19 protein-coding genes are annotated in these 20,110 nt (G+C 60.2%); 6 read left to right on the plus strand and 13 right to left on the minus strand.

Annotation, left to right across the window (positions count from 1 at the left end; all coding sequences use genetic code 11):
• Nucleotides 1–109: 109 nt before the first annotated feature.
• On the minus strand, nucleotides 110–3,175 hold the full coding sequence (locus tag PMI26_RS14500) for an efflux RND transporter permease subunit (protein WP_007974995.1): 3,066 nt from the start codon (nucleotides 3,173–3,175) through the stop codon (nucleotides 110–112).
• 6 nt (nucleotides 3,176–3,181) lie between these two features.
• Nucleotides 3,182–4,282 carry an efflux RND transporter periplasmic adaptor subunit gene (locus tag PMI26_RS14495; RefSeq protein ID WP_007974997.1) on the minus strand — a complete coding sequence of 367 codons (1,101 nt, stop codon included), beginning with the start codon at nucleotides 4,280–4,282 and terminating at the stop codon, nucleotides 3,182–3,184.
• A 93-nt stretch (nucleotides 4,283–4,375) separates the two neighbouring features.
• On the opposite strand from PMI26_RS14495, the gene PMI26_RS14490 reads away from it, so the two are divergent.
• Nucleotides 4,376–5,014, plus strand: coding sequence for a TetR/AcrR family transcriptional regulator (locus PMI26_RS14490; RefSeq protein WP_007975000.1), 639 nt, complete (start codon nucleotides 4,376–4,378; stop codon nucleotides 5,012–5,014).
• A gap of 131 nt (nucleotides 5,015–5,145) precedes the next feature.
• Here the strand turns inward: PMI26_RS14490 and PMI26_RS14485 are convergent, their stop codons facing one another.
• Nucleotides 5,146–5,928 carry a class I SAM-dependent methyltransferase gene (locus PMI26_RS14485; RefSeq protein WP_007975001.1) on the minus strand — a complete coding sequence of 261 codons (783 nt, stop codon included), beginning with the start codon at nucleotides 5,926–5,928 and terminating at the stop codon, nucleotides 5,146–5,148.
• A 93-nt stretch (nucleotides 5,929–6,021) separates the two neighbouring features.
• Between PMI26_RS14485 and PMI26_RS14480 the strand changes: the two genes are divergently transcribed.
• Nucleotides 6,022–6,642, plus strand: coding sequence for a hypothetical protein (locus PMI26_RS14480; protein ID WP_007975004.1), 621 nt, complete (start codon nucleotides 6,022–6,024; stop codon nucleotides 6,640–6,642).
• A 3-nt stretch (nucleotides 6,643–6,645) separates the two neighbouring features.
• Here the strand turns inward: PMI26_RS14480 and PMI26_RS14475 are convergent, their stop codons facing one another.
• The 6 genes from PMI26_RS14475 to ppc all read right to left on the minus strand — a co-directional run bounded on the left by PMI26_RS14475 (nucleotide 6,646) and on the right by ppc (nucleotide 13,258).
• Nucleotides 6,646–7,467: an isocitrate lyase/PEP mutase family protein gene (locus PMI26_RS14475; RefSeq protein ID WP_007975007.1), complete on the minus strand. Its 822-nt coding sequence runs from the start codon at nucleotides 7,465–7,467 to the stop codon at nucleotides 6,646–6,648.
• Between the two features lie 35 nt (nucleotides 7,468–7,502).
• Entirely contained in the window at nucleotides 7,503–8,363 is an 861-nt protein-coding gene (locus PMI26_RS14470; RefSeq protein WP_007975009.1) for a DUF72 domain-containing protein, read from the minus strand.
• Nucleotides 8,363–8,668 (minus strand): hypothetical protein, encoded by a 306-nt coding sequence (locus PMI26_RS14465; protein ID WP_007975011.1) that lies wholly within the window; start codon nucleotides 8,666–8,668, stop codon nucleotides 8,363–8,365. Before PMI26_RS14465 ends, PMI26_RS14470 begins: the two co-directional genes overlap by 1 nt.
• A 255-nt stretch (nucleotides 8,669–8,923) precedes the next feature.
• Nucleotides 8,924–9,598: a tRNA (adenosine(37)-N6)-threonylcarbamoyltransferase complex dimerization subunit type 1 TsaB gene (gene tsaB / locus PMI26_RS14460; protein ID WP_007975013.1), complete on the minus strand. Its 675-nt coding sequence runs from the start codon at nucleotides 9,596–9,598 to the stop codon at nucleotides 8,924–8,926.
• A 94-nt stretch (nucleotides 9,599–9,692) separates the two neighbouring features.
• Nucleotides 9,693–10,340: an adenylate kinase gene (gene adk, locus PMI26_RS14455; protein WP_007975015.1), complete on the minus strand. Its 648-nt coding sequence runs from the start codon at nucleotides 10,338–10,340 to the stop codon at nucleotides 9,693–9,695.
• 287 nt (nucleotides 10,341–10,627) lie between these two features.
• Nucleotides 10,628–13,258, minus strand: a complete 2,631-nt coding sequence (gene ppc / locus PMI26_RS14450; RefSeq protein ID WP_007975017.1) for a phosphoenolpyruvate carboxylase — start codon at nucleotides 13,256–13,258, stop codon at nucleotides 10,628–10,630.
• 201 nt (nucleotides 13,259–13,459) lie between these two features.
• On the opposite strand from ppc, the gene PMI26_RS14445 reads away from it, so the two are divergent.
• The 4 genes from PMI26_RS14445 (at nucleotide 13,460) to PMI26_RS14430 (ending at nucleotide 16,699) form a co-directional block, all read left to right on the plus strand.
• Entirely contained in the window at nucleotides 13,460–13,804 is a 345-nt protein-coding gene (locus tag PMI26_RS14445; protein ID WP_007975019.1) for a hypothetical protein, read from the plus strand.
• 387 nt (nucleotides 13,805–14,191) lie between these two features.
• Entirely contained in the window at nucleotides 14,192–14,605 is a 414-nt protein-coding gene (locus PMI26_RS14440) for a DUF4398 domain-containing protein (protein ID WP_007975021.1), read from the plus strand.
• 45 nt (nucleotides 14,606–14,650) lie between these two features.
• Entirely contained in the window at nucleotides 14,651–15,448 is a 798-nt protein-coding gene (locus PMI26_RS14435; RefSeq protein WP_007975024.1) for an OmpA family protein, read from the plus strand.
• A gap of 144 nt (nucleotides 15,449–15,592) precedes the next feature.
• On the plus strand, nucleotides 15,593–16,699 hold the full coding sequence (locus PMI26_RS14430) for a hypothetical protein (protein ID WP_007975027.1): 1,107 nt from the start codon (nucleotides 15,593–15,595) through the stop codon (nucleotides 16,697–16,699).
• Between the two features lie 70 nt (nucleotides 16,700–16,769).
• Here PMI26_RS14430 and PMI26_RS14425 read toward each other — a convergent pair whose 3' ends face one another.
• The 4 genes from PMI26_RS14425 to PMI26_RS14410 form a co-directional block, all read right to left on the minus strand.
• Complete coding sequence (locus PMI26_RS14425) at nucleotides 16,770–17,099, minus strand: hypothetical protein (protein ID WP_007975029.1); 330 nt, start codon at nucleotides 17,097–17,099, stop codon at nucleotides 16,770–16,772.
• Complete coding sequence (locus tag PMI26_RS14420; RefSeq protein WP_007975031.1) at nucleotides 17,096–18,010, minus strand: alpha/beta hydrolase; 915 nt, start codon at nucleotides 18,008–18,010, stop codon at nucleotides 17,096–17,098. Before PMI26_RS14420 ends, PMI26_RS14425 begins: the two co-directional genes overlap by 4 nt.
• A gap of 144 nt (nucleotides 18,011–18,154) precedes the next feature.
• Nucleotides 18,155–19,432 (minus strand): flavohemoglobin expression-modulating QEGLA motif protein, encoded by a 1,278-nt coding sequence (locus tag PMI26_RS14415; protein ID WP_007975033.1) that lies wholly within the window; start codon nucleotides 19,430–19,432, stop codon nucleotides 18,155–18,157.
• Between the two features lie 32 nt (nucleotides 19,433–19,464).
• Complete coding sequence (locus PMI26_RS14410; RefSeq protein ID WP_007975034.1) at nucleotides 19,465–20,019, minus strand: hypothetical protein; 555 nt, start codon at nucleotides 20,017–20,019, stop codon at nucleotides 19,465–19,467.
• Nucleotides 20,020–20,110: the final 91 nt, after the last annotated feature.

Here is a 20,110-nt window from a genome sequence, read left to right on the forward strand (position 1 = left end):
GTTTGCCAAAGGGACTCGCCGTAAGGGCGAAACCATAAGTCGCCGTTACCGCAGAAACGGATATGTACTCAATCAACCAGGAACCTGGTCGGCCCGAAGGCCGCCAAGGTCAAACGGGTTCTTTGCGAACTCGAAACCAGGCCGCATAAAGCGCTGGCAAAAACAAAAGCGTCAACGCCGTAGCAACGATCAACCCCCCCATGATCGCCACCGCCATCGGCCCAAAGAACACACTACGCGACAACGGAATCATCGCCAAAACAGCAGCAAGTGCCGTCAACACAATCGGCCGGAACCGCCGCACCGTCGCCTCGATGATCGCCTGCCAAGGCTTCAACCCGGCAGCAATATCCTGCTCGATCTGATCCACCAGAATCACCGAGTTACGCATGATCATCCCCGACAAGGCGATAGTCCCCAGCATCGCCACGAAACCGAACGGCTGGCGGAACACCAACAGAAACAGCGTCACCCCAATCAACCCCAGCGGCGCCGTCAGAAACACCATCGCCGTGCGCGAGAAACTGCGCAATTGCAGCATCAGCAAGGTCAACACCACCACGATGAACAACGGCACGCCGGCCTTCACCGAGTTCTGTCCACGCGCCGAATCTTCAACGGTGCCGCCAACATCCAGCAAATAGCCGTCAGGCAGTTCGGCGCGGATCGGATCGAGGGTCGGCATGATTTGCTGCACCAGTGTCGCCGGTTGCTGCTTGTCATAGATGTCGGCGCGAACCGTTACGTTAGGCAGGCGGTTGCGGTGCCAGATGATGCCCTCTTCGAAGCCGTACTCCAGGGTCGCGATCTGCGACAGCGCGACGCTGCGACCGTTATCGGTCGGCACCGCCAGGCTCGGCAGCAATGACAGCTCGGTGCGTTCATGCACGGTGCCGCGCAACAGGATCTCGATCAACTCGTTGTCTTCACGGTACTGGCTGACGCTGGAGCCGGTGAGGGAGCTTTGCAGGAACTTCGACAGGTTCGCCGTGCTCACACCCAGCGCCCGCGCGCGGTCCTGATCGATGTTCAGGTACACCACCTTGCTCGGTTCTTCCCAATCCAGGTGGACGTTGACCACATGCGGGTTCTCGCGAACCTTGGCCGCGACTTTGCGCGCCAGCGCCCGCACCTCCTCGATGTGTTCCCCGGTCACGCGGAACTGTACCGGGTAGCCAACCGGCGGACCGTTTTCCAGACGCGTGACCCGCGAGCGCAGAGCGGGGAATTGCTCGTTGAGGGTTGAGATCAACCAGGTGCGCAGGGCTTCCCGTTCTTCGATGGTTTTCGCCAGGACGACAAACTGGGCGAAGCTCGCCGCCGGCAGTTGCTGATCCAGCGGCAGGTAAAAGCGCGGTGAACCGGTGCCGACGTACGCCACGTAATTGTCGATCCCCGCCTTGTCCTTGAGCAGCGCTTCAAGGCGTTTGACCTCGTCGGCGGTGTTGCTCAGCGAAGCACCTTCGGCCAGTTTCAGGTCGACCATCAACTCCAAGCGACCCGATGCCGGGAAGAACTGCTGCGGTACATACTTGAACAGCACAATGGAGGCGATGAACAACAGCACAGTCGCGGCGATCACGGTTTTGCGCCAGCGCACACACCATTCCACCAAACGCCGGACGCGCTGATAGAACGGCGTGCCATAGGGATCGGGTTGGCCGGCACCGTGCTTGGCGGCGTGAATCTTCGCCAGGTCCGGCAGGAGTTTTTCCCCGAGATAGGGTACGAAAACCACAGCGGCCACCCAGGACGCCAACAGCGCGATGGTGACCACCTCGAAGATCGAACGGGTGTATTCGCCAGTGCCCGATTGCGCCGTGGCAATCGGCAGGAAGCCGGCCGCGGTGATCAGCGTACCGGTGAGCATCGGGAACGCTGTGCTGGTCCAGGCGTAACTCGCGGCTTTGACCCGGTCGAAACCCTGCTCCATTTTGATCGCCATCATTTCTACGGCAATGATCGCGTCGTCCACCAGCAAGCCCAGCGCCAGTACCAATGCACCGAGAGAAATCTTGTGCAGGCCGATGCCCAGGTAATACATGCTGGCAAACGTCATCGCCAGCACCAGCGGAATCGCCAGGGCCACCACCATGCCGGTGCGCACGCCGAGGGAGAAGAAACTTACCAGCAACACGATGGCCAGCGCCTCGACCAGCACTTGCACGAACTCGCCAACCCCGGTTTTCACCGCCGCCGGCTGGTCGGAGACCTTGCGCAGCTCCATACCGGCCGGGAGGTTTTTCTGGATGCGGGCGAATTCGACTTCCAGTGCCTTGCCCAATACCAGGATGTCACCGCCGTCTTTCATCGCCACCGCCAGGCCGATGGCGTCTTGCGCCATGAAGCGCATGCGCGGCGCCGGCGGATCATTGAAACCACGCCGTACATCGGCCACATCGGAGATACGGAAGGTGCGATCACTTACGCGGATCGGGAAGTTCTTGATCTCGTCGACCGTCTGAAAATTCCCCGTCACCCGTAGTTGCAAGCGCTCGCTGCTGGTTTCGAAGAAACCTGCCGTGGACACCGCGTTCTGCTCTTCAAGGGCTTGCTGGACAGCCGCCAGCGGCAAGCCAAGGGTGGCAAGCTTGACGTTGGAGAGTTCGATCCAGATTTTCTCGTCCTGCAACCCCAGCAGTTCGACCTTGCCCACATCCTTGACCCGTTGCAGCTGGATCTGGATGCGGTCGGCGTAATCCTTGAGCACGGCGTAGTCGAAACCCTCGCCGGTCAAGGCGTAGATGTTGCCGAACGTAGTACCGAATTCATCGTTGAAGAACGGCCCCTGAATCCCCGGCGGCAGGGTATGACGGATGTCGCTGATTTTCTTGCGCACCTGATACCAGAGCTCCGGGATCTCTGCCGAGTGCATGGAATCACGCGCAATGAAGGTGACCTGGGATTCCCCGGGCCGCGAGAACGAAACAATGCGCTCGTACTCGCCGGTTTCCATCAGCTTTTTTTCGATGCGTTCGGTGACCTGGCGCGAGACTTCCTCGGCGGTCGCGCCCGGCCAGTTGGTGCGAATCACCATGGCCTTGAAGGTGAACGGCGGGTCTTCACTCTGGCCGAGCTTGGTGTAGGAAAGTGCGCCGACGATGGCCAGCAACAGCATCAGGAACAGTACGATCTGGCGATTACGCAGCGCCCATTCGGAAACGTTGAAGCGCATCGGGGCTTACTCCTTGTTCGCCAGATTGACCACGCGATTGGAGCGATCCACCGGACGCACCTGCTGCCCTTCGAGAAGCACATGGACACCGGCGGCCACGACCCAGTCGCTGGCGTTGAGCCCCTCGAGCACCGGTACGGTTTTCTCACCGAAGGCACCCACTCGCACCGGGGTTTTCTTCAAGGTGTTGTTGGCGCTGACGACCCAGACATAGGTCACGCCGTTTTCTGCGGTCAACGCCGACAGTGGAACGGACAGAGGCACCACGTCGGCGGCCTGCACGAACACCCGGGCGCTCTGGCCCAACTCCACCGGCACCTTGCCGGAGGTGAAGGCGATGCGCGCCGCGAAGGTGCGTGACTTTGGATCAGCCGCTGGCGACAGCTCACGGATGCGCCCTTCGAAACGCTGGCCGGGCTGGGTCCAGAGCTCCACCGCCACCGCTTCACCGACCTTGAAGCGGCCGAAGTTCTGTTCCGGCAGGCTGATCAAGACTTCACGCTCGCCATCGGTCGCCAGTGTGAACACCGTTTGCCCTGCGGCCACGACTTGCCCGACTTCCACCAGACGCTTGGCCACGACGCCGTCCTGCGGCGCACGCAGCACGGCGTAGCTGGCCTGGTTATTGGAAACGTTGAATTCGGCCTTGATTTGCTTGAGGCGCGCCTCGCCGGAGCGGTAGAGGTTTTCGTGATTGTCGTACTGCGAACGGCTGACCAGCTGACGCTCCATCAGGGTTTTGTAGCGATCACGCTCGGCACGCACCATGCTCAGATTGGCTTCAGCTGCAGCGACCTGGGCCCGGGTGGCCTCCAGTTGCAGGCGCACGTCCTGAGGATCGAGCTCCGCCAAGGGTTGATCGGCCTTGACCCGCTGCCCTTCCTCGACCAGTCGTCGGCTGACTTTGCCGCCGATGCGGAACGCCAGGTCCGGCTCATAACGTGCGCGGACTTCACCTGGATAACTTTCCATGGCCTGTGCCGAAGGCTCTGGCTGAACCACCATGGCCGGGCGCACGCTGACTGGCGGCACTTCGTCGGAGCCACACGCAGACAGTAAAAAAGCCAGGGTGACTGGCAACGCGAGGGGCAAGGCATAGCGGAACATGGTGAAGGACCTTTCGCTAATGGTGCTTTGAATAATTATACTGAGCAGTATGTTATTAATAGCAAACTCACCAGTCCAGTAATAAAAGCGAATATGCCAAACAATCTTTCAGCACCCAATGGCCCAGGCAGACCCAAGGATCTGGTCAAGCGCCAGGCGATTCTCGATGCGGCGAAAGTGCTGTTTCTGAGTAAGGGTTATGCCAATACCAGCATGGATGCCGTCGCAGCCGAGGCCGGAGTGTCGAAGCTGACGGTCTACAGCCACTTCAACGACAAGGAGACATTGTTCTCCGCCGCCGTGGTGGCCAAGTGCGAGGAGCAATTGCCCCCGCTGTTCTTCGAGTTGCCTGAAGGCGTGGCGGTGGAGACCGTGCTGCTGAACATCGCGCGCGGTTTTCATTCGCTGATCAACAGTGACGAATCAGTGAACCTGCACCGACTGATGATGACCTTGGGCAGCCAGGACCCGAAACTCGCGCAAATCTTCTTTGAGGCGGGCCCGGAGCGCATGCTGCATGGCATGGAACGCCTGTTGAGCCGGATCGACGAGAGTGGCGTGCTGAGCATCGACAAGCCACACAACGCCGCCGAGCACTTCTTCTGCCTGCTCAAGGGCGCCGGGAATTTCCGCTTGCTGTATGGCTGCGGCGAGCCGCCGGTCGGTGAGGAGGCGGAGAGCCATGTGCGGGAAGTGGTGGGGTTGTTTATGCGGGCTTATCGGCCGGAGTGAGCCTGATGAACTTGTGGCGATTGGGCGGGCGTATTCGCGAGCAAGCCCGCTCCCACAGGTGACCCGGTTCCGTCAGACAGTATGCGGTCAAATGTGGGAGCGGGCTTGCTCGCGAAGCAGGTGACTCGGTCTTAAGGCTTGAGCGCCTTCTTCGGATAGATGTCATACCGACTGGACTTGCCATCCAGCGCATGGCTCGGCTTCGGCCCGTCGATGCACGGCGCCTTGCGCGGGCGCTTGACCACCACCCGATGGCTGGCCAGGGCCAACGCCGCTTCGAGCAAGGCCGGCGCATCCGGGTCATCGCCCACCAGTGGCCGGAACAGGCGCATTTCCTTCTTCACCAGCGCGGTTTTCTCACGGTGCGGGAACATCGGGTCCAGGTAGATCACCTGTGGCGGTTCACCCTCCCAATTGCGCATCACCTCGATCGAGTTGCCCTTGAGCAGCCGCATGCGCGCCACGATCGGCGCCACGTCGAAGTCTTCCGCGCCACGGGCCAGGCCATCCTCCAGCAAGGCGCCGATCAGCGGCTGACGCTCGATCAGGCTCATCTCGCAACCGAGGCTGGCCAGCACGAACGCGTCCTTGCCCAGCCCTGCCGTGGCATCCAGTACCCGCGGGCGCACGCCCTGGGCGACACCTACAGCCTTGGCAATCATCTGCCCGCTGCCGCCGCCGTACAACCGGCGATGGGCCGCACCGCCCTCGACGAAATCCACCCGCACCGGCCCCGGCGCGTCCGGCCCCAGCTGTTGCAACTGCAAACCCTGGTCGCCCACCTGCAAGGCAAATTCGCCGTCCGCCACTTGCATCGGCAAGCCCAGGCGCTCGGCCCATTGCTCGGCTTGTGACTCGAAAGCCGCGTCCAGCGCCTGGACATGGATGCGGCAGGCCGCGGGTTGATCAATCATCGGAAAACACGCTCAAAAAATTAATGATCGGCAAAAACTGCCGATAACAAAACTATCGAGCATTTTGCCAGAGCTGAGCGTCGACCGAGAGAAATGTCAGACATTCAACCCACAATCACAGGTTTTATATCGCCCTACGGCAATTACAACCTGCGAAATACCCAGGCACTGAGCGGTGTCAGTCACATCTGGCAGGATTTCTTTGCCCGTGCGGTGGCCGATCAGTCGGGTGATGTGCTGCCTGAATCACTGAATTTCCCGCCGGTCGATCTCGAAAGCCCGGTCGAGCCGACCGTTGGCAGCGATCTGCTGGAACACATCGTTTCCCAGCGTGAGTGCGACGTCAAAGAGACCGAGGTCCGCCCGCCAGAGCCTCTGTTCCTGCCGATTGCCGAATTCGAAATGGACCTGGCCGACAAGCCATTCCCACCGTTCCCGGCGGATGAAATCGTCGCCCAGCAAAAACAACAGGACTTCGAAAGCGGCTGGGTTCGCCCGCTCGTGCTCAACGCCGGTCAGCCACTGCCGGAAGCCGGCCCTGCCCCGCAACCACGCCCGCTGCACCTGCCGATTGCCGAATTCGAACTCGATCTGCTCGACAAGCCGTTCCCGCCGTTCTCCCCGGAAGAACGGATCGAACAGCAGAAACAACTGGATTTCGACAATGGTTGGGCGCGCCCGATCATCCTGCAAAACCTGCGCATCGCCGCCTGACCCTCAGCCTTTGAAGAACTGATTGGCCTTCTGGTACGGCATCGACCGCGAAGTGAAGCCGAACGTGCCTGATGTCTGGATTTCTTCGGCGGCGCGGAAGAATTCACCATAGGCCGCCAACGCCAGCGCCGAACCGACGCTGATGCGTTTGACGCCCATTTCAGCCAACTGCGTGACCGTCAGCTTCAAGCCGCCCGACATCAACACATTCACTGGCTTGGGCGCCACCGCGCGCACCACCGCCAGCACATCCTCGGCGCTGCGCAAACCAGGTGCGTAAAGCACATCGGCACCAGCCTCGGCGAACGCCTGCAAGCGGCGGATGGTGTCGGCCAGATCAGGATTGCCATGCAGGAAGTTTTCGGCCCGGGCGGTCAATGTGAAGGGGAACGGCAAACTGCGAGCGGCAGCCACAGAGGCCTCGATGCGCGCCACGGCGTGGTCGAAACAGTAGATCGGGCCTTCTTCGCGGCCGGTGGCGTCTTCAATCGAACCCCCGACGGCTCCGGCCTCTGCCGCGCGCAAGATGCTTTTCGCGCAGTCGGCCGGGTTGTCGGCAAAGCCGTTTTCCAGGTCCACGGCAACCGGCAGGTCAGTGGCGGCGACAATCGCCTGAACGTTCATCAGGGTATCGTCGAGGCTCAAGCCGCCATCGGCACGGCCCTGGGAAAAGGCATAACCGGCACTGGTGGTCGCCAGCGCCTCGAAGCCGAGGCTGGCGAGCATCTTCGCTGAACCCGCATCCCACGGATTGGGAATCACAAAAGCGCCGGAGCGTTCGTGAAGGGCTTTGAACGCCTGGGCTCGAAGGGTTTGCGCATCCATGGGGCAGGCTCCTGAAGAGGGGGAAAGAATCCGCCTCAGAGCAGGCCAAGTTGCTCGGCGGCGGGTTCTCTGTATAGCTCAGGCAGCGCCGGCAAGCCAGGCAGACGCCCCATCAGCCTAGCGTGAAAACGCCGCGCCAGTTTCGCGGCCAGCAGGTTGTCGGCGGTGTGCAGGAAGATATACGGCGTGCGCCCTTCTTCGATCCACAGCGCGATTTTCTCGACCCAAGGCTCCAGGAACGGATCGTTGGCCTCAAGCACCGGATGGCCGATAAAACGCACCTGCGGACACTGCGTGAACGCCGCCGGACGCGGAGGCACCCGGGGCTTCTTCGCTTGAGCGTGAAGCACTGACGGCTCGGTCGATGTGCAACTGAACAACGCTCGGGGATCAAGACAAATACGTTCAACACCGCGATCCAGCAGCAGACGATTGAGCATCCGCTCACTGTCACCCTTGGCGAAGAAATCGCCATGGCGCACCTCAACGGCCAGCGGGCGCTGCAGGGCATCGATAAATCCGGCCAGCTCGGGCAAGCGTTGGGGCGTGAAGTTTTTCGACAGCTGCAACCACAATGGCGACACCCGATCACCCAGCGGACTGAGCAATTGCAGGAAGGTTTCGGCGGCTGTCAGCTGTTCGCGCAGATCGCCACCGTGGCTGATCTCGCCGGGAAACTTGGCGGTAAAGCGAAAGTGCTGCGGCATGGTTTCGGCCCAACGCTGCACAGTGCTGGCAGCCGGGCTGGCATAGAAGGTCGTGTTGCCTTCTACGGCATTGAATACCTGGCAATAGAGATCAAGAAACTCGCCGGGCCTGGCGTGCGGCGGATACAGGTAATCGCGCCAGGCGTTCTCGCTCCAGGACGGGCAACCGAGGTAATACGGCAGCAACATCAGATGTACAGGTCGAGACCCAGCACATCCGTATCCCAATCGACGAAACCGGCGGTACTCAGGTAGCTGGCCAGCGCCGTCGCCACGCTCTTGCTCATGGCACGGTGGTAAATCATGTCTTGCTGACGGGCGGGAAGATTGCTCAGTTTTTGCGCAGAGGCTTTGGCGGCGCGGGCAGCCAACTGCTCTTCAGTCGGGAATTCCAGCTCGCCTTCGATATCAATGGCGTCGTCTTCCACCACACGGCCTTTGCGTGGCTTGCGCTTGATGGGGTAGGACTGAGAGGAAACGCCGTCGATACGCATACGTGCATACTCGGAATCAGTGATGGCAGTTTAGTGGCGCAAAACCCACTTCGCAAACCGCCGAGTGATAACTAGAACACATAAAAGGCAAAAGGTTTAAAAGCTGGGGTTAGAAAATGACGATTGGCAGAATTAGAGCAGAACACCAACCCTGTGGGAGCGGGCTTGCTCGCGAAGACGGTGTGTCAGGCAACAGAAATGTCGAATGTCATACCGCCTTCGCGAGCAAGCCCTCTCCCACAGGTACTGCGTGAATCAACGCGCTTTAGGCGTCGCCACTTTGTCCCGCAGATAAACCGGCTGTGCCTCGTCGGCCACGATCGCCTCGCCACGCGCCCAGGCAAATCGCGCCAGGGTCAGCAGGTCTTCGGCATGGGGCAACATGGCCGCGTCCTGGCCGCTCAGGTTGACCGCGATGCGTTCGCCATACCCCCAACCAGTGCCGGCGCCGAACCACTCGCCGCCGGCATCGGCCGGCAATGCCGCGGACTCCGGCGGCAGTACCGCTTCAGCGCCAACAAGACGCATCTCCCCGGCCGTTTCGCGGTAGCAACCCCAATACACTTCATCCATGCGCGCATCGATGGCAGCGGCGACCTGAGTGGCGCCGTGTTCGCGCAAGGCACGTTGCGCCAGCACGGCCAGGTTCGACACCGGCAGCACCGGGCGATCCAGGGCAAACGCCAGGCCTTGCACCACACCGATAGCAATGCGCACACCGGTGAAGGCTCCCGGGCCACGGCCGAACGCAATGGCATCGACCGCTTGCAGGGTGGTGCCAGCATCGGCCAGCAATTGCTTGATCATCGGCAACAGCTTCTGCGCGTGCAGGCGCGGGATCACCTCGTAATGGCTCGTGACCTTGCCGTCATGCAGCAAGGCAACGGAGCAAGCTTCAGTCGCGGTGTCCAGGGCCAGCAAGGTGCTCATCGATGTATCCACAAGAGAGATCAGAAAAAAGTGCGTCAGTATAAACAACTACGGCCCGCAAGCGGGCCGTAGAAGATGAAGCGATTCAGACTTTTCAGCTCAGGGCTGCAAGCACCTTGGCGGTGATCGCTTCAACCGAACCGACGCCTTCGATATGGCTGTACTTCGGCTTGCCATTGGCAGCCGACAGCGTCTGGTAGAACTCCACCAGCGGCTTGGTCTGGGAGTGGTAGACCGACAGGCGATGACGCACGGTTTCTTCGGTGTCGTCCTTGCGCTGTACCAGCTCTTCACCGGTGATGTCGTCCTTGCCGGCGATTTTCGGCGGGTTGTAGACGATGTGGTACACGCGGCCGCTGGCCTCGTGAACACGACGACCGGCGATACGCTGGACGATTTCTTCGTCTTCGACGGCGATTTCAACCACTGCGTCCAGCTCGACGCCGGCAGTCACCAGGGCTTCAGCCTGGGGAATGGTGCGCGGGAAGCCGTCGAACAGGAAACCGTTGGCGCAGTCGGGCTGGGCGATGCGGTCCTTGACCAGTGCAATGATCAGGTCATCGGACACCAGGCCACCGGCATCCATGATGCTCTTGGCCTTGATGCCCAGCTCGGTGCCGGCCTTGACCGCTGCACGCAGCATGTCGCCGGTGGAGATTTGCGGAATGCCGAATTTTTCGGTGATGAACTTAGCCTGAGTACCTTTACCGGCCCCGGGAGCTCCCAGCAGAATGACGCGCATCGATGTGCTCCTCAATTTTTTATATGGATAACGTCAGATTCGCCTCGTGGGGCCAATCTCAAAAAAGGGTCGTGGCCGCCCAAACGGCCAAAGGCTGATCAAGATACACAGCAGGCTGCGCCCACACAAGACGCCAAAAGTCGGAGAAACCGCTGCCTCCTGCGACCATTGCGCACGGTTCCCCAAGTCGCAACCCCAACATTAACTGTCGCCTGACAGCACTTTTCAACCCGTCCTGCGGCGGCATCCGCCTCACCTGCCGGATGCCTGCCCCCAAGGCAAAAACCTTAGCCGGTGTTGCGCAAACCGGCGGCAATCCCCGCGACAGACACCAGCAGGGCCTGTTCTACAGGGCTGCCCTGCGCTACATCCTGCAATCGTGAACGGGCCAGCAACTCGGCCTGCAATAGATGAAGCGGGTCGAGGTAGGTGTTGCGCAAGCGGATGAATTCAAGGGTCGCTGGGCTATGTGCCAGCAGCTGCGACTGCCCGGTCAGGCCGAGGACGATGGAGCACGCCTGCGACAATAGGTCGCGTAAGTGCGCACCCAATGGCAACAGATTCGGCTCCACCAGACGCTCGTCATAGGACTGGGCAATGTCGGCATCCGCCTTGGCCAGGACCATCTCCAGCATATCGATGCGGGTGCGGAAGAACGGCCATTGCTCACGCATCTGCCCCAGCAGTTCACCTTCACCACGCTCCAGTGCCTTGCTCAGGGCGGCTTCCCAACCCAGCCAGGCCGGCAACATCAGGCGCGTCTGGGTCCAGCCGAAGATCCACGGAATCGCCCGCAGGCTCTCGATCCCCCCGGCCCGGCGCTTGGCCGGACGACTGCCCAGGGGCAATCGACCGAGTTCCTGCTCCGGTGTGGACTGGCGGAAATACTCCACGAACTGCGGATTTTCCCGCACCACGGCGCGGTAGGCGCTGACACCGTCTGCGGCCAGTTCGTCCATCAAATGGCGCCACTCAGGCGTTGGTGGCGGCGGCGGCAGCAAGGTCGCCTCAAGCACGGCGGCCAGGTACAGGTTGAGGTTTTGCTCGGCGATGTCGGGCAGGCCGAATTTGAATCGAATCATTTCACCCTGTTCAGTGGTGCGGAAGCGCCCTGCCACCGAACCCGGCGGCTGCGACAGGATCGCCGCATGGGCCGGGCCGCCGCCACGCCCCACGGTGCCGCCGCGACCGTGGAACAGCAGCAGTTCCACTTGTTGTTCGCGGCAGATATCCACCAGTCGTTCCTGCGCCCGGTACTGCGCCCAGGCCGCCGCAGTGGTGCCGGCGTCCTTGGCCGAATCGGAATAGCCGATCATCACTTCCTGCGGCCCTTGCAGACGCGAGCGATAGCCGGGCAACAGCAGCAGTTTCTCGATCACCGGGCCGGCGTTGTCGAGGTCGGCCAGGGTTTCGAACAGCGGCACCACGCGCATCGGCCGCAGCACGCCGGATTCCTTGAGCAACAATTGCACCGCCAGCACATCGGAAGCGGCACCGGCCATCGATATCACATAGGAACCGAGCGACGCCCCCGGTGCAGCGGCGATTTCCCGGCAGGTCGCCAGCACCTCGGCGGTGTCAGCGGAGGGTTTGAAATACGTCGGCAGCAACGGCCGACGGTTATTCAGTTCACGCATCAGGAAAGCGATGCGTTCTTCCTCGCTCCAGCCCTCGTAGCGCCCCAGGCCGAGGTAGTCGGTGATTTCGGTCATGGCAGCGGTGTGTCGCGACGAATCCTGGCGAACATCCAGACGAACCAGGAACAGGCCGAAGGTCACCGCCCGACGCAGGCAGTCGAGCAAGGGGCCGTCGGCAATCACGCCCATGCCGCACTCGTGCAACGAGTGGTAGCACAGCTCCAGCGGGTCGAGCAGTTCGCGGTTGTCTTGCAGCACATCGGCCGGTGCCGGCGTGGGCGTCGCCAACGAGGTGTGCGCCCAGTTGCGCGTCGCGCGCAGGCGTTCGCGCAGCTGTTTGAGCACTGCCCGGTAAGGTTCGGCGCTGTCACCCGCCCTGGCCTTCAATTCATCGTTGGCCTGCTGCATCGACAGCTCAGCCGCCAGGTGATCGACATCGCGCAGGTACAGATCAGCCGCCATCCAGCGCGCCAAGAGTAAAACCTCTCGGGTCACCGCCGCCGTCACATTGGGATTGCCGTCACGGTCGCCGCCCATCCACGAGGCAAAGCGAATCGGCGCCGCCTCCAATGGCAAGCGCAGGCCGGTAGCGGCGTGCAGGGCCTGGTCGGCCTTGCGCAGATAATTGGGAATGGCCTGCCACAGCGAATGCTCGATCACCGCGAAACCCCACTTGGCTTCGTCCACCGGTGTCGGACGCGTGCGACGGATTTCCTCGGTGTGCCAGGCTTCGGCGATCAGGCGCTGCAACGTGGTCTTGATCTGCTCGCGCTCGGCACTGGTGAGGTCACGGTGATCCTGAGCCGCCAGTTGCGCGGCGATGGCGTCGTACTTCTGGATCAGCGTGCGGCGCGCGACTTCGGTCGGGTGCGCGGTCAGCACCAGTTCAATCTCCAGTCGCCCCAATTGCCGGGCCAGTGCGTCGGCACCATGACCCTCGGCGCGCAGGCGAGCGAGCAATTCGGGCAACACCCTGGCTTCGAACGGCGCCGGCTGAGACTCCTCCCGACGGTGAATCAACTGGTATTGCTCGGCGATATTGGCCAGGTTGAGAAACTGGTTGAACGCCCGCGCTACCGGCAACAGTTCGTCTTCGCTCAACTGGTTGAGGCTGGCGCTGAGCTCGGCGTCCATGGAGCCGCGCCGATCCGCCTTGGCGCCCTTGCGGATCTGCTCGATCTTGTCGAGAAAACCGTCGCCATATTGCTCACGAATGGTGTTGCCCAACAGCTCACCCAACAGGTGAACGTCCTCGCGCAAGCGTGCATCAATATCGGTCATCAGCAGGTCTCCAGCAAAAAATCCGGGCGGCTTGGAACCTAGAGAGTGCCGCCCCAGACAGGTTCTTACAAGCAAGACGACGAAGGGCCTTCAAACCCTGCCCGTTGAGGCTAGTCTGAAGATAAGCCGTACAACGGCTGTCGCCGGCCAATGCCGGACACTCACCCTGCCCGCCACGAGCGGTCGCGCCATGAGGTCAATATGAAAATTCGCGAGCTTGCCCACCACTGGGAAGAAAACGCCAAGGGTCGCCTGACCGACACCGGCTACTCGATTCATCTGGATGTGGAGTCTGCCGCACGGCTGGCCGCGCTCGTCGAGATGTACCCCAAGCGGCATCCCGAAGAACTGCTCGGCGATCTGATTGGCGCCGCACTCGAAGAGCTGGAAAGAAGCTTCCCGTACATCAAGGGCTCGACCGTGGTCGCCACTGACGAAGAAGGCGACCCGCTGTACGAAGACATCGGGCCGACCCCGCGTTTTCTGGCGCTGTCGCGTCGGCATCTGCACGATATGTCGGTGCCGGACGACAAACAGAAACACTGAGTTTTCGTAGAACCCTGTGGGAGCGGGCTTGCTCGCGAAAGCGGTGTGTCAGCCGATATCAATGTTGCCTGACACTACGCCTTCGTCGGAACGCCGCCCGGAGCAAGCCCGCTCCCACATTGGCCTGTATTTCACTTCGTAAATTGCGTTTCTCCGGACCTGTAAAAGGCCCGGCATAGCGCTTCGCGTCATGTAAATCCCCGTCTTAGAGCCCTGACGACCCGGTCAAAGTTTTTTCGATAGCTGGCTAAATTCTCTGAACTTTCAAAAAACGCCTCGGGTCAACCCAAGTAACCACGCCTGGGACGAGCGTTTCAAAACACCCCGCAAATGATGGCTTCAGCGCCCTGCCCAGGATGGATTCAATGCTTTTCAGGAGTTAGCCCAATGGAGTTGAAGACCATGAAAACCCGAACCGGCACATCCTCGTTCACTCATTCACGCGGCCTCCAGCTGGCGGCGCTGGCCCTCGGCAGCAGTCTGATCCTGGCCGGTTGCGCTGGTAACCCGCCGACCGAGCAGTACGCGGTGACCCAATCGGCCGTCAACGACGCCGTGAGCGCCGGCGGCACCGAGTTCGCCGCGGTGGAAATGAAGTCGGCCCAGGACAAGCTCAAGCAAGCCGAAATCGCCATGCACGACAAAAAATATGACCAGGCCCGGATGCTCGCCGAACAGGCCGAGTGGGACGCTCGTGTTGCAGAGCGCAAGGCCCAGGCGATGAAGGCCGAACAATCCGTAAAGGACGCGCAGAAAGGCGTTCAGGAATTGCGTCAGGAAAGCCAGCGCACCGTTCAGTAAGCGGCGCGGCACCACGCATTCCCACTCGACTAAAAGGACGAAATCATGAAACGCATTCAACTGATGATCCCAACCCTGCTGGCTGCCACCATCGCCCTGGCGGCCTGCTCCACGCCGCCCAACGCCAACCTCGAACAGGCCCGCACCAACTACAGCGGCCTGCAAGCCGACCCGCAGGCCAGCAAAGTCGCAGCCCTGGAAACCAAGGAAGCCAGCGATTATCTGGACAAGGCCGACCAGGCCTACAGGGACAAGCAAGACGCAGCCAAGGTTGACCAGCTTGCCTATCTGACCAACCAGCGGGTTGAAGTGGCCAAGCAGACCATTGCCCTGCGCACCGCTGAAGCCAATCTGAAAAACACTTCGGCACAACGGGCCGAGGCCCGCCTGGCAGGCCGCGATCAGCAGATCAAACGACTGAAGGACAGCCTCAACGCCAGGCAGACCGAGCGCGGGACGCTGGTGACTTTCGGGGATGTGCTGTTCGCCACGGACAAGGCCGAACTGAAATCAAACGGCCTGATGAACATCAACAAACTGGCGCAGTACCTCCAGGAAAACCCCGACCGCAAAGTGATTGTCGAGGGTTATACCGACAGCACCGGTACGGCATCGCACAACCAGTCGCTCTCGGAACGTCGTGCGGATTCCGTGCGAGCGGCCCTGGTGAAGATGGGCGTCGACCCGGCGCGTATCGTTGCCCAGGGGTACGGCAAGGAGTATCCGGTGGCGGATAACTCAAGCACCTCTGGCCGGGCGATGAACCGCCGGGTGGAAGTGACGATTTCCAATGACAACCAGCCGGTGATGCCGCGTTCGGCGGTGAGCGCGAACACTCAATAGCTGGCCGGTGAACTAAACAAAAGCCCCGTCTGATCTGTTCAGACGGGGCTTTTTGTTTTTACTTCGTCGTCACTGTTACTTCTGATAGCAGATAAAACTCCTCGCAAAAGTTATGAAGGGCTTCAAAACTTTGAGGAAGGAACCATGAAACTGTCAGCTGCTTTATTACTGTCCTGTTTGATCGCAACAACGATGGCTTACGCGAACGCACCAGATGCCGTGAACAACGATGCCATTCTTACCGACATCCCCCTGCCTGAAACCGGCGTTGATCAGCGGCCCGTAGTTGGGGAAAAGACCGTCTTGTTGATAGCCACTCACTGGCAAGACAGTAAAGGAATAGACATGCAAAAACTTTATGCAGACACCGCCTCAGAACAACCCGGGTCTCTAAGTGATTACATACGACAAGCCTCAATGGGCAAATTAACGTTTAAATGGACGACGACTACCGTGAGGATTCCTACGCCGTATCCAGGATGGGCAACCGCTATCAGGGAAGCTGCAGAGGAGGCCCTGAAACAGGGCCATGATTTTAAACAGTACGACTTCTTTATGGTTATCGAAAACGGCCCTGGCGGAGGTCAAGCATGGATGCCGGGGAGCTCGCTGATTGTGCGCGGGCAGTATGGAGGCCACTATTTATGGGCACATGAGTTCGGTCATAACCTCGGATTCAATCACGGAGAAACCTACACGAAATGTCCAAAAGACAACGATACGGTCTTTGCTCCCGATCAATGCGAGATCAAACCGGCTATCCCCGCAACCGACACCGGGGATCCGGTATCACAGGGAAGAGGCCTCTATCCTGCAAATTATCGTTGGTATGCCGGTTGGCTGGATAACTCTCAAGTAGCGGTAATCGAGCGCTCTGGCATCTATCGCCTGGGTGTACTGGGCCAAAGTGGACCGCAACTGTACCTCATCAATCGCACTGGATTGACTCCGAGGCAAATCGCACTTGAGTACCGCCAGCCCAGCTACTACGACAACTTCCCACCTACCGACAATCGAGTGAACGGCGTTTGGGTGAGATATACAAACATCGGTGGAACCGTAAGTAACATTCAGCTCGATGCTACATCGGAAACTGCCACGACGAGTGACCCGACATTACAACCGGGAAGAACATTGGTTGACGACAGCGCCAAAATAAAAGTCAAGGTTTGCTCCACTGATACGTCAGGTGCCTCGATAGCAGTCTCCGTCGGCGGAGAAACATTACCTGACTGTGATCCCCCAACATAAGTATCCACAAGCTGGTATACCGGAATGCCTGTCACTAACAGACAGGCATTCCTCATCCTCAGCTAAAAACCTAGGGCTCCAGCTTCTGCGGCGTCTCCTGCCCCATGCAACGCACGGCTTTTTTCTTACTGTCGACCAGCACGCCGGTCAGGCCTTTCTGTTCCATGTCAAACAGCACCAGCACGCCATCGATGCACTGCGCCACTTGCGCCGCCGGTTCCAGTGAGACTTTGTAGTCTTCGCCCGGAATCGTCTTGAGCATGGTGAATTCGTTGAGCAGCAACGCATCCTCGGGCTTGGCGAAGTGCAGGTAGCCGTACCACCACAGGGCACCGACGGTGCCGAGGATGCTGCAGATACCGGTGATGATCAGCGGGATGGCGTTACGTTCTTCACTCATTGCGGGCTCTCTGGTGGTTCATCTTCAGAATTCGGGGGTGCCGGATAATTGGGAATTTCACCCAGGCGGCGCAGGCCGTTGAAATGCTGCGGGTCATCGAGATAGCGCAGCATGACGTTACGCCAGACCGGGTCGGCGAACGTCTGCACGTGACCGCCACGGGTCAGTTGCAGCACCCTCGGCGGGGGCGCAGCTTGATACAGTCGGATGCCGTTGGAAAGAGGCACGATCGGATCGTCGATGCTGTGGTAGATCAGTTTCGGCACATATTTAAGTTGCGCCATGGAGTTGATCGCGCTGTCGCCGTCTGGCACCAGCCACGACAACGGCACCTGGAACGTCCAGAACACCCATGAATTACTCAACGCATAGCGACCGACACTGCGATAACTGGCAGGTACACCGTCGAGGACAAACGCCTTGAGTTGTTTCTGCCGTTGCGGGTGCTGGACCAGGTAATGCACGGCCATCGAGCCACCGAGACTCTGGCCGAGCAGGATCAGCGGCTTGCCTTGAACCTCCGGCGCCTTGTCCAGCCAGGCGAACGCCGCATCGATGTCCTGGTAGATCGCCGGCAGGCTGGGTTCGCCTTCGGACAGGCCGTAACCGCGATAGTCCACAAGCAATACCTGGTAACCATTTTTCGGCAACCAGAAACTGCCGCCAAGGTGCATGGGCAGGTTTCCGCCATTGCCGTGCAAGTGCAGCACCGTGCCCTTGACCTCAACCCCCTGCTTCACCGGCAGCCACCAGGCATTCAGCTTGAGGCCATCGGCGGTGTTCAAGGTGATGGTGCGATACTCGAGTCCGGCCTTTTCCGGGGTGAACAACTGGCCGGGTTCCGGGTAGAACAGCAGCGAGCTGCAACCGCTCAAGGTCAGGAGAAGGCAGAGGATGCCGAGGATTCTCATCCGTTGAAACCTCGCAAGTATTGAGCTGGAACACATCACCTGTGGGAGCGAGCTTGCTCGCGATGGCGGTGTATCAGACAGTAGAATTGTTGAATGTGAGACCGCTATCGCGAGCAAGCTCGCTCCCACACGGGAATTCATTGTTCACAAGATATTCGAGTAATCCGCCTCGATCCGGTCCAGGCTCAGGTGGTTGAGGAAGTTGGAGAAGCACATCCACGCCGACAACGCGTTCATGTCGCGGAACTGTTCCGGCAGGTACTTGGGTGGCACCACCAGGCCTTCGTCCACCAGCTGACGCAAGGTACGCATGTCTTCCAGGGTGGTCTTGCCGCAGAACAACAGCGGTATCTGCTCCAGCTTGCCTTTACGCACGGCCAGTTGAATGTAGTTGTAAATCATGATGAAGCCCTTGAGGTAGGACAAGTCTTTGGTGAATGGCAGACCTGTCGGCACCGAGCCGCGGAACACGCGGCTGGCGTTGCTGTAGCTCTCGGGCATCTCGAAGCCTTGCTCACGGAAGAACTCGAACACCTGCAGAAAATCCGCGCCCTCTTCCACCATGTGAATCGCACGCGTACGGTTGGTCAGTTTGCGCAGACGGCTCGGGTACGAGGCGAAGGTGATGATTTCCATCAGGATTGCCAGGCCTTCCTGGGTCACCGTCGACGAGGGCGGGCCTTTGGCCAGGAAGGTGCAGATCGGCTGGTTCAGGCCGTTGAGCGTGGTGCCGACGTGCACCAGCCCTTCGTGGACCTCCAGGGCGCGCACATCGCGCTGGTTGAACATCGCGTCGGAGCGGATCTTGATGTAGTCGGCGCCGGCCGCCGCATCGGCGACGATGCCGTCGGACTCGAACACCCGAATGGTTTCCTCGGCTTCGCCAAACACCTTGTTCAACCGGTGCTGTAACAGGTCGACCGCATCCTTGGCCGTCAGCGTCTTCGGTTCGTCCTTGAGGTCGCCACGGCCGTCGATGTTGTTCAGGTATTCGGACAGCATCATGCCCAGGTCGGACAGGGTCGGGTCGCCGGCATGGAACGCGTCGGACGCGGCGCCGTACAATTCCTGGGAAATCAGGCCGAAATCCTCGGTGCCGCGCGCTTCGAGCATGCGCACCACCATGCGGTACTCCTTGCACATGCGTCGCATGATCTGGCCGACGGGGTTGAACTGGCCGAGCTGGCGGGTGATGTCGCGCTCGATGTTCTGGAACTCCAGCTTCACTTTGCTGGAGTCGAACGCCAGCGGCCGGTTGAGGTAGTAGTCGCGGTCCACCGCGGGCATTTCCTTGCCCTTGGCCTTGAGGAAACCCTTGCGAATGTTGTCGTCCCATTTGACCGCATCGAGTACGCGGATCGGCGTCTGTGCCAGCACGATGCGATCAGACAAAATGCGTATCGACTGTTGGTAATCGTCCACGCGAAACTCCTGTAGAAACCTGTGGGTGCCGGTTATTTGGCTTTGGCCTGGCGCTGATAGCGCACCGCTTCGACGAACACATCGGAATTGGCCGGGTCGTCGAGGTAGGCGGCGACTTGATCCATGTGGCTGTCGATCAATACGCCATCACCCTCGTTGGTCTGGAAGCTTTCACCGCTCAGGGCGTTCTGCTTGATGGCCTGGTTGATCTGTTCGAGGTCGAGGTTGTAAACCACCAACTCATGTTTGTCGGTCAGCTCAAAACCGCCCAGGGTGAAATGCCCGCCGAACTGCGCCGGCACTTTTGCCGACAGGTACCAGCGGCTGCCATGACGCGACACCGTGAAAGGATAGGCCTCCCGCTCCCCGGGCCTGGCCCGGTAATAGCTGACGGCTTGATAACGATTGTCGCCAATGCGGGTCAGTTCGAGGTTGAGCGCTTCGCCCCAGGCATTGGTGCTGGTCCACTTGCCGAGTAATCCTTTGGGCGCAGGGTCGCTTGCAGGCAGCGGCTCCTTGAAGGACACCAGACAGCCACTGAGCAGCAAGAACGATAAGGCGATCACAACGACACGCCAGGCTTTCATTCAATACTCCCTTTGAACACACACCGCCCTAAGGTGGACACATTCCCCTGTGGGAGCGAGCTTGCTCGCGATGACGGTGTGTCAGACAACA

The sequence above is a fragment of the Pseudomonas sp. GM33 genome, assembly GCF_000282295.1.
Taxonomy (GTDB): domain Bacteria; phylum Pseudomonadota; class Gammaproteobacteria; order Pseudomonadales; family Pseudomonadaceae; genus Aquipseudomonas; species Aquipseudomonas laurylsulfatiphila.

Coding starts and splice junctions, on each gene's coding strand:
- PMI26_RS14500 (WP_007974995.1), bottom strand. CDS start 3,175: ATGCGCTTCAACGTTTCCGAATGGGCGCTGCGTAATCGCCAGATCGTA.
- PMI26_RS14495 (WP_007974997.1), bottom strand. CDS start 4,282: ATGTTCCGCTATGCCTTGCCCCTCGCGTTGCCAGTCACCCTGGCTTTT.
- PMI26_RS14490 (WP_007975000.1), top strand. CDS start 4,376: ATGCCAAACAATCTTTCAGCACCCAATGGCCCAGGCAGACCCAAGGAT.
- PMI26_RS14485 (WP_007975001.1), bottom strand. CDS start 5,928: ATGATTGATCAACCCGCGGCCTGCCGCATCCATGTCCAGGCGCTGGAC.
- PMI26_RS14480 (WP_007975004.1), top strand. CDS start 6,022: ATGTCAGACATTCAACCCACAATCACAGGTTTTATATCGCCCTACGGC.
- PMI26_RS14475 (WP_007975007.1), bottom strand. CDS start 7,467: ATGGATGCGCAAACCCTTCGAGCCCAGGCGTTCAAAGCCCTTCACGAA.
- PMI26_RS14470 (WP_007975009.1), bottom strand. CDS start 8,363: ATGTTGCTGCCGTATTACCTCGGTTGCCCGTCCTGGAGCGAGAACGCC.
- PMI26_RS14465 (WP_007975011.1), bottom strand. CDS start 8,668: ATGCGTATCGACGGCGTTTCCTCTCAGTCCTACCCCATCAAGCGCAAG.
- tsaB (WP_007975013.1), bottom strand. CDS start 9,598: ATGAGCACCTTGCTGGCCCTGGACACCGCGACTGAAGCTTGCTCCGTT.
- adk (WP_007975015.1), bottom strand. CDS start 10,340: ATGCGCGTCATTCTGCTGGGAGCTCCCGGGGCCGGTAAAGGTACTCAG.
- ppc (WP_007975017.1), bottom strand. CDS start 13,258: ATGACCGATATTGATGCACGCTTGCGCGAGGACGTTCACCTGTTGGGT.
- PMI26_RS14445 (WP_007975019.1), top strand. CDS start 13,460: ATGAAAATTCGCGAGCTTGCCCACCACTGGGAAGAAAACGCCAAGGGT.
- PMI26_RS14440 (WP_007975021.1), top strand. CDS start 14,192: ATGGAGTTGAAGACCATGAAAACCCGAACCGGCACATCCTCGTTCACT.
- PMI26_RS14435 (WP_007975024.1), top strand. CDS start 14,651: ATGAAACGCATTCAACTGATGATCCCAACCCTGCTGGCTGCCACCATC.
- PMI26_RS14430 (WP_007975027.1), top strand. CDS start 15,593: ATGAAACTGTCAGCTGCTTTATTACTGTCCTGTTTGATCGCAACAACG.
- PMI26_RS14425 (WP_007975029.1), bottom strand. CDS start 17,099: ATGAGTGAAGAACGTAACGCCATCCCGCTGATCATCACCGGTATCTGC.
- PMI26_RS14420 (WP_007975031.1), bottom strand. CDS start 18,010: ATGAGAATCCTCGGCATCCTCTGCCTTCTCCTGACCTTGAGCGGTTGC.
- PMI26_RS14410 (WP_007975034.1), bottom strand. CDS start 20,019: ATGAAAGCCTGGCGTGTCGTTGTGATCGCCTTATCGTTCTTGCTGCTC.